The organism is Variovorax stachyos, from assembly GCF_051400855.1.
Classification (GTDB): Bacteria; Pseudomonadota; Gammaproteobacteria; order Burkholderiales; family Burkholderiaceae_C; genus Variovorax.
Genome location: NZ_JBLFFN010000006.1, coordinates 375,163 through 382,476, shown reverse-complemented (window position 1 = coordinate 382,476; position 7,314 = coordinate 375,163). Strand labels below are relative to the sequence as shown.

General features: G+C 68.9%; 8 protein-coding genes. 4 read left to right on the top strand and 4 right to left on the bottom strand.

Annotation, left to right across the window (positions count from 1 at the left end; all coding sequences use genetic code 11):
* Nucleotides 1-186 (top strand): hypothetical protein (locus ACMGEZ_RS14320; RefSeq protein WP_436822945.1); only part of this gene is annotated, 186 nt, incomplete at its 5' end.
* 104 nt (nt 187-290) lie between these two features.
* Here ACMGEZ_RS14320 and ACMGEZ_RS14315 read toward each other — a convergent pair.
* A complete protein-coding gene (locus tag ACMGEZ_RS14315) occupies nt 291-1,019 on the bottom strand; it encodes a nucleotidyltransferase family protein (protein ID WP_436822944.1) in 729 nt (242 codons plus the stop codon).
* Nucleotides 1,020-1,030: 11 nt separating this feature from the next.
* Nucleotides 1,031-1,423, bottom strand: a complete 393-nt coding sequence (gene speD, locus ACMGEZ_RS14310; protein ID WP_436822943.1) for an adenosylmethionine decarboxylase — start codon at nt 1,421-1,423, stop codon at nt 1,031-1,033.
* Between the two features lie 104 nt (nt 1,424-1,527).
* Here speD and tkt point away from each other — a divergent pair, with 104 nt between their 5' ends.
* The 3 genes from tkt (at nt 1,528) to ACMGEZ_RS14295 (ending at nt 5,554) form a co-directional block, all read left to right on the top strand.
* Entirely contained in the window at nt 1,528-3,570 is a 2,043-nt protein-coding gene (gene tkt / locus ACMGEZ_RS14305) for a transketolase (RefSeq protein WP_436822942.1), read from the top strand.
* Between the two features lie 40 nt (nt 3,571-3,610).
* Nucleotides 3,611-4,615: a type I glyceraldehyde-3-phosphate dehydrogenase gene (gene gap, locus ACMGEZ_RS14300; RefSeq protein WP_436822941.1), complete on the top strand. Its 1,005-nt coding sequence runs from the start codon at nt 3,611-3,613 to the stop codon at nt 4,613-4,615.
* Between the two features lie 318 nt (nt 4,616-4,933).
* Entirely contained in the window at nt 4,934-5,554 is a 621-nt protein-coding gene (locus ACMGEZ_RS14295; RefSeq protein WP_436822940.1) for a M48 family metallopeptidase, read from the top strand.
* Here ACMGEZ_RS14295 and ACMGEZ_RS14290 read toward each other — a convergent pair.
* Nucleotides 5,508-6,305 (bottom strand): alpha/beta fold hydrolase, encoded by a 798-nt coding sequence (locus ACMGEZ_RS14290; RefSeq protein WP_436822939.1) that lies wholly within the window; start codon nt 6,303-6,305, stop codon nt 5,508-5,510. The genes ACMGEZ_RS14295 and ACMGEZ_RS14290 overlap by 47 nt on opposite strands.
* Nucleotides 6,305-7,309, bottom strand: coding sequence for a M14 family zinc carboxypeptidase (locus ACMGEZ_RS14285; RefSeq protein WP_436822938.1), 1,005 nt, complete (start codon nt 7,307-7,309; stop codon nt 6,305-6,307). The genes ACMGEZ_RS14290 and ACMGEZ_RS14285 overlap by 1 nt, the downstream gene beginning before the upstream one ends.
* Nucleotides 7,310-7,314: the final 5 nt, after the last annotated feature.

Below are 7,314 nucleotides of genomic sequence, written 5' to 3'. Positions count from 1 at the left end.
GCCGGCAAGAAGGTGTCGAACTACCGCTATGGTTCCGTCGTCTTCGCCGACCGCGGCGGCTCCTGGTCCTGCCAGCCACCCGGCGGCTGCCCGGTGCAGCCCACCAACGGGGTCAACGTCGAGTTCGGCGGCAGCTTTGCGATGGAAGGCAGGCCCTTCCACATTCGAAGCGCCAATGTGCCCTGATCGGCCAGTTCGATCCAGCTGACTTCCGGCCCGCCTCGTGCGGGCCTTTTTTTGTCCGGCCGCGGCATGGCCTCGTCGTGTGCCCCGATCCGTCGCGCTTCGATCTAGCGACTCACCGGCGCGCCTTGCACGGTCCTGTTTCTTTCTGCGTTCAGCACAGCCAACCGCTCGGGCGTCCCGACGTCGGTCCAGGCGCCCTGGTAGAGCTCGGCGCTGATCCGACCGTCGGCCATGGCGGCGCGCAGCAGCGGCGCGAGGGGCGCCTTGACGCCGCCGGGATTGCCGGCCGGGATGTCGCAGTACGGCGGCGCGAACAGTGCCGCACGGTACAGCCCGATGGTCGAGAAAGTGTGCTTCGCCGGCGCCTCGTTCAGTGCCAGCCCGCCGGGCGAGATCCCGAAATCGCCGCGCGGATTGTGCGGCGGGTTCGGCACCAGCCACAGGTGCGCGAGCCGTGCGCCAGCCACGAAACGGTCCACCGCCGCCTGGCTGAACGCGAAATCCGGCGCGAACACGTCGCCCGCCAGCACCCAGAAGATGCCTCCCAGCAGCGGCAGCGCGCGCACGATGCCGCCCGCCGTCTCCAGCGCAGCGCCGAAGTCGCGGCCCTCGTGCGAATAGACGATGTCGGAAGCGGCGTGGCGCGGCCCGAAGCGCGTCGCGATCTGTTCGCCGAGCCAGTCGGTGTTGACCACAAGCTGCGTGAAGCCGCCGGCCGCCAGCGCCTCCATGGGCCATTGCATCAGCGGCTTGCCGTGCACCTCGAGCAGCGGCTTGGGCCGCTCGTCGGTTAGCGGCCGCATGCGTTCGCCGCGACCTGCGGCCAGAATCATGGCCCGGATGCTCATTCGGCGGCCTTTCCCGGCATGGTGCCGCGTTGCAGCGCATGCCGCTCGGCCCGGACCGGCGCGAACACCGCCTCCAGCGCCCCCATCAGCGCGCGCGCCTTGGCCGAATGGTCGGCGCCGAAATTGCAGACATAGACGTCGAGGGTCGCGCCGCGCTGCTCAGGCCAGGTGTGGATGCACAGGTGCGACTCGGCCAGCAGCACCGTGGCGGTCACGCCGCCAGGTCCTCGCGGCCCCGCCGGAAACGTGTGGAACAGCGTGCCCACGGCCTGCAGGCCCGCGGCCTCGACCGCCTTCACGCATGCGGCGCCCAGGAGCTGCGCGTCCACGAGCCAGGCCATGTCGCATGCGCAATCGTGGAGGTCGGCGGTCAGGTGCAGCCCATGCATGGCCGGCACTCTATCAGCCCTCTGCCCCGCCTCCGGGCGGGTGCCAGGCACCGCCCGCTAAAATCGCGGGCTCCCCAACTGCTCCCCAAGAAAGTTCCGACCACATGGCCAACCAAGCCCTGATGGCCAACGCGATCCGCGCGCTGGCCATGGATGCCGTTCAACTCGCGAACTCCGGGCATCCGGGCGCACCGATGGGCATGGCCGACATGGCGGTCGCCTTGTGGGGCGATCACCTCAAGCACAACCCCGTCAACCCGCAGTGGTTCGACCGGGACCGCTTCGTGCTCTCCAACGGCCATGCCTCGATGCTCATCTACGCCGTGCTGCACCTGACGGGCTACGCGCTGCCGGTGGAGGAGCTCAAGCGCTTCCGCCAGCTGCACAGCAAGACCGCCGGCCACCCCGAAACGGGTGTCACGCCCGGCGTCGAGACCACCACCGGCCCGCTGGGCCAGGGCATCACCAACGCGGTCGGCTTTGCGCTGGCCGAAAAGCTGCTGGCCGCCGAGTTCAACCGGCCCGATCACCAGATCGTCGACCACCGCACCTACGCCTTCCTCGGCGACGGCTGCCTGATGGAGGGCATCAGCCACGAGGCCGCCGCGCTGGCGGGTGCCTGGAAGCTGGGCAAGCTGATCGCGCTCTATGACGACAACGGCATCTCGATCGACGGTCCGGTCAAGCCCTGGTTCATCGACAACACGGCGGAACGCTTCAAGGCCTACGGCTGGAGCGTGATCGGCCCCATCGACGGCCACGACACCAAGGAAGTGTCGGACGCCATCCACCAGGCCCGGCAGCAGGACGAGCGCCCCACCCTCATCATCTGCAAGACGCAGATCGGCAAGGGCAGCCCCAACCGCGCCAACACCGCCAAGGCCCACGGCGAGCCCCTGGGGACGGACGAAATCGGCCTCACCCGCACGGCGCTGCAGTGGCCGCACGAGCCCTTCGAACTGCCGCACGCGGTGTACGAGGAATGGGACGCCAAGGCAGCCGGCGCGCAGCGCGAAGCGGCGTGGAACGACAAGTTCACCGCCTATGCCAGGCAGTACCCCGACCTGGCGGCCGAGTTCACCCGCCGCATGAAGGGCGAGCTGCCGAAGAACTTCCACCAGACCGCTTTCGATGCCGTGGTCACGGCCCACACCAAGGCCGAAACCGTGGCCTCGCGCAAGGCCTCGCAGCTGGCGCTCGAAGCCTTCACCGCCGCCCTGCCCGAGCTGCTGGGCGGCAGCGCCGACCTCACCGGCTCCAACCTGACCAACACCAAGAGCACGCCGGCCTTGCGCTTCGATGCCAGCGGCGCCGTGGTCCGCACCCAGGGCAACGAGCAGCTGCCCGACGGCATGCCTGGCCGCCACATCAACTACGGCGTGCGCGAGTTCGGCATGGCCGCCATCATGAACGGCGTCGCGCTGCACGGCGGCTTCATTCCCTACGGCGGCACCTTCCTGACCTTCAGCGACTACGGCCGCAATGCCATCCGCATGGCGGCGCTGATGAAGCAACGCGTGGTGCATGTCTTCACCCACGACTCCATCGGCCTCGGCGAGGACGGTCCCACGCACCAGTCCATCGAGCATGCGGCCTCGCTGCGCCTCATCCCCAATCTCGACGTCTGGCGTCCCGCCGACACGGCCGAGACCGCGGTGGCCTGGGCCGTCGCGCTGCAAAACGCTACGCGCCCGACCGCGCTGCTGCTGTCGCGCCAGAACCTGCCCTACGCGCCCAAGAAGGACCTGAGCGACATCAGCAAGGGCGCCTACGTGCTGGCCGAGCCCGACGGCTTGAAGAAGAAGCTGCAGGCCGTCATCATCGCCACCGGCTCCGAAGTGCAGCTCGCACTCAAGGCCCAGGAGCTGCTGGCCGCGAAGAAGATCGCCGTGCGCGTGGTCTCCATGCCTTCCACCACCACCTTCGACCGCCAGGACATCGCCTACAAGAAGAGCGTGCTGCCGCAGGGAACCCCGCGCATCGCAGTCGAGATGGGCGCCACCGACGGCTGGTGGAAGTACGGCGTCGCGGCCGTCGTCGGGATCGACACCTACGGCGAGTCGGCGCCCGCCGGCGTATTGTTCAAGCACTTCGGCTTCACGGCGGAGAACGTCGCTGCCACGGTCGAGACGGCGCTCGCGCGCTGATCCGGCCGCACCCAGTTTTCAACTTCCAGGAGCAAACCACATGGCTATCAAACTCGGCATCAACGGCTTCGGCCGCATCGGTCGCAACGTGCTGCGTGCGGCGGTGCAGAACTTCAAGAACGACATCGAGATCGTCGCGATCAACGACCTGCTCGAGCCCGAATACCTGGCCTACATGCTCCAGTACGACTCGGTGCACGGCCGCTTCCAGGGCGAGATCAACGTCGAGGGCAACACCCTGATCGTCAACGGCAAGAAGATCCGCCTGACGCAGGAACGCGACCCGGCCAACCTCAAGTGGGACGAAGTGGGCGCCGAGGTGGTGCTCGAATCCACCGGCCTCTTCCTCACCAAGGAGACCTGCCAGAAGCACCTCGACGCCGGCGCCAAGAAGGTGATCATGTCGGCGCCGAGCAAGGACGACACCCCCATGTTCGTCTACGGCGTGAACGACAAGAAGTACGCCAGCGAGGCCATCATCAGCAACGCCAGCTGCACCACCAACTGCCTGGCGCCGCTGGCCAAGGTGCTCAACGACAAGTGGGGCATCAAGCGCGGCCTGATGACCACCGTGCACGCCGCCACCGCCACCCAGAAGACCGTGGACGGCCCCAGCAACAAGGACTGGCGCGGCGGCCGCGGCATCCTCGAGAACATCATTCCCTCCAGCACCGGCGCGGCCAAGGCTGTCGGCGTCGTCATTCCCGAGCTCAACAAGAAGCTCACCGGCATGAGCTTCCGCGTGCCGACCTCCGACGTCTCGGTGGTCGACCTCACCGTCGAACTGGTGAAGGAAGCCACCTATAAGGAAATCTGCGCCGAGATGAAGGCACAGAGCGAGGGCGCGCTCAAGGGCGTGCTGGGCTACACCGAAGACAAGGTGGTCGCCACCGACTTCCGCGGCGACCCGCGCACCTCCATCTTCGACGCGGAGGCCGGCATCGCGCTCGATGGCACCTTCATCAAGCTGGTGAGCTGGTACGACAACGAGTGGGGCTACTCCAACAAGTGCCTGGAAATGGTGCGGGTGGTCGCGGCCAGGTAACGCGCCCTTCGCTCCCGATCGGAACGCGCCCCCTGGGGCGCGTTTTTTCTTGTGCAAACGCTTCCGGCGGCCGTGCCGCCCCCGAGCGTCGGCCCCATCGGCCGAGCCGGGTTGCCTATGCGGCGGTCGGCCTCAAACGGGCCAACGACGTGATCGGGCATGTGCTCCAGATCGCCCGCGTCGACATGGGGCGTCGTGCGTGAGCGTTGCAGCCCTTCGAAGCCTTCGCTACGTCGACGAACGGATCGCGTTCAGCCTGCGCGTGCAGCCGGCACGCAAGGCGCGGCGCATCGCCATCATGTCCAACCCGATAGGCGCGTGCTGGTTGATGTGCCGCAGGAGACGTCCGACGCCGCGCTGCAGGCGGCCGTGCAGCGGCGCGCGCACTGGATCAGCCGCCAGATCGCGGCTGTTCGAGAGCGCCTTGCGCATGCGTCGCCGCGCGCGCATGCCAGCGGCGAGTCCTTGTTCTATCTCGGCGGGCGCTACGTGCTCAAGGTCGTCGTCGACGAAGGCCGGGACGGCCCCGTGCGCTTGCGCGGAAAGCGCATCGAAGTCGCAGTTGCAAATGGCGATGCTGCCCGCGTGCAGGCGCTGCTCGATGCCTGGTACCGCAGGCGTGCCGGCGAGGTGCTGGCCGCGCGCCTCGCGGCCCTCGCGCCCTCTCTGAGCTGGGTCCGCACGCCGCCGCCGATGCAGCTGCGCGTCACGAAGAAGCGATGGGGCAGCTGCTCGCCAGCAGGCCGTCTCCCGTTCAACCCGAATCTCGTGAAGGCGCCGCGCGAATGCATCGACTACGTGCTCATCCACGAGTTGTGCCATCTCGGCGAGCACAACCACGGTCCGCGCTTCCACCAGCTGCTGGACACGCTGATGCCGGACTGGCGCCGGGTCAAGGCGCGGCTGGATGACCTGGTGGAGCAGCTGATGCCCGGCTGAGGCCCTGCGCGGCCCAGCGCCCCACCTGCGCCGCAAGCCACGCGCCATCGTCCAGCGGCAGGTCGTGCCCGGCACTGGGGTGCTCCGCGATTTCCACGCCCCACTGGCGCGCCAGTCGCCGTGAGCAGTTCGGATTCACCAGGCCATCGCAGGCACTCGCCAACACCAGCAGCGGCACCGAAGGCGCCTTCGCCGGCGCCCGATAGCGCGCCGCCGCCAGCACCTGGCGCACCGCGTTCGACGGTGACACCGGCCGCGCCTCGCGGATCGCCGTCCAGTCGTCGAGCACGGCCATGCCGCCGTCGGCGTGGCGGGTGGTGAGCCGCAGGATCGTCGCCTCGCGCTCGCGAGCGCCCTGCCGCCCGAAGGCCAGCCCGAGCAGGGCGCAGTAGTTGCCGGGTCGCAGGCGCTCGTAGAAGGGACTGAAGGGTCGCAGGCTGGTGTTGATCAGCACGCAGCCTGCGAGCTCGCGCGGATGCTGCACTGCCCAGTCCACCGCCGCCATCGCGCCCAGCGACATCGCGAGCAAGCGGTACGGCGGCGCGATGCCGAGCGCGCGAAGCTGCTCGCGGCAGGCTTCCATCGCGGGCCCGATGCGCGCCGGGCTGCGCAGCGCGTTCAGCCGCCCGTTGCCGGGGAGGTCGAGCGCCACGATCCGCGCGGCGGGAAAGCGGTCCTGCAGCAGCCCGACGAAGCGCCCCCAGTGCCCGCTCTCGCGCGTGAGTCCCCGCATCAGCACCCAGGTCTCCATCAGTGCCTCCCGTACCAGCGCGCCAGCGCCTGCTGCTCGTGCTGCGTGCGTCGCGTACCGGTGGGCAGCCAGCGTTCGTGGCTGCCGACGGCGCGGGTGATGAAGTCCAGCCATCCGATGTGCTGGCGCAGCACGCGCTGGTGACGGTGCTCGATCACCGGGTTGAAGATGCCGTGGCGCGAGAAGAGCTGGCGCGGGTTCTTCTTGACCCACAGCCACGACCCCATTTCGAGCGTCACCGGCAGGAACACGCTGCCCGGCCGGTGATCGGCGCCCAGATAGAGGTGGTCCCAGAGATCGCCGTGCGCCAGATACTGCCGGCTCTGCGGCTCCAGCTTGTAGCGATGGTGCAGCAGGCTCTGGTCGAGGATCTCGCACAGCGCGTGCATCTCCGCCAGGTGCCCGATGGGTCGCGTGGTGTGCGCATACGGGAACCAGATGCGGTCGGTCAGGCCGAAGCCCGAGTGGCAGTCCACCGCCACGCTGAGCGGCCGACCCAGCAGCTCGGTCTCGACCAGCGTGCACAGCGCGGCGCTCTCGCATTCCATCGGCGCGGTGGCAGCGCCGCGGTACCAGGGCAGGTTCGCGCTGATGCGCTGGCCGCCGATCAGGTAGGGCACGCGCTCCTTCGATTCGATGGGCGCGTTGCGCATCAGGTCGACGCCGTTGGGATTGGCGCGCGTGCCGAGCCACATGCCGCCCGGATTGACCAGCGGCATGAACACCAGCCGCATCGTCTCCAGCTGCCGATGCAGCGTCTCGTCCCAGGCGAGCCGCATCACCAGGCTGCGCAGGTAGGCAATCGCGACCTGCGCGCCGATGCGCTCCAGCCCGTGCACCCCGCCGAAGAAGCCCACGGCCGGTGCGTCCGGGCGCGTGCTGCCGAGCAGAAAGGCCTGGACCGGGAAGCGCCGCGCGCCGGCCGCCACTTCGCACAGGACGCGGGTCTCCAGGTGCGCGCCGGCCAGCTGGATCAGCTGCGCCAGCTCCAGCAGTTCGGGCATGTCCG

What these genes read in the sequence shown, in the direction of transcription:
- ACMGEZ_RS14315 (WP_436822944.1), bottom strand. Translation starts at nt 1,019, where the DNA reads ATGATTCTGGCCGCAGGTCGCGGCGAACGCATGCGGCCGCTAACCGAC.
- speD (WP_436822943.1), bottom strand. Translation starts at nt 1,423, where the DNA reads ATGCATGGGCTGCACCTGACCGCCGACCTCCACGATTGCGCATGCGAC.
- tkt (WP_436822942.1), top strand. Translation starts at nt 1,528, where the DNA reads ATGGCCAACCAAGCCCTGATGGCCAACGCGATCCGCGCGCTGGCCATG.
- gap (WP_436822941.1), top strand. Translation starts at nt 3,611, where the DNA reads ATGGCTATCAAACTCGGCATCAACGGCTTCGGCCGCATCGGTCGCAAC.
- ACMGEZ_RS14290 (WP_436822939.1), bottom strand. Translation starts at nt 6,305, where the DNA reads ATGGAGACCTGGGTGCTGATGCGGGGACTCACGCGCGAGAGCGGGCAC.
- ACMGEZ_RS14285 (WP_436822938.1), bottom strand. Translation starts at nt 7,309, where the DNA reads ATGCCCGAACTGCTGGAGCTGGCGCAGCTGATCCAGCTGGCCGGCGCG.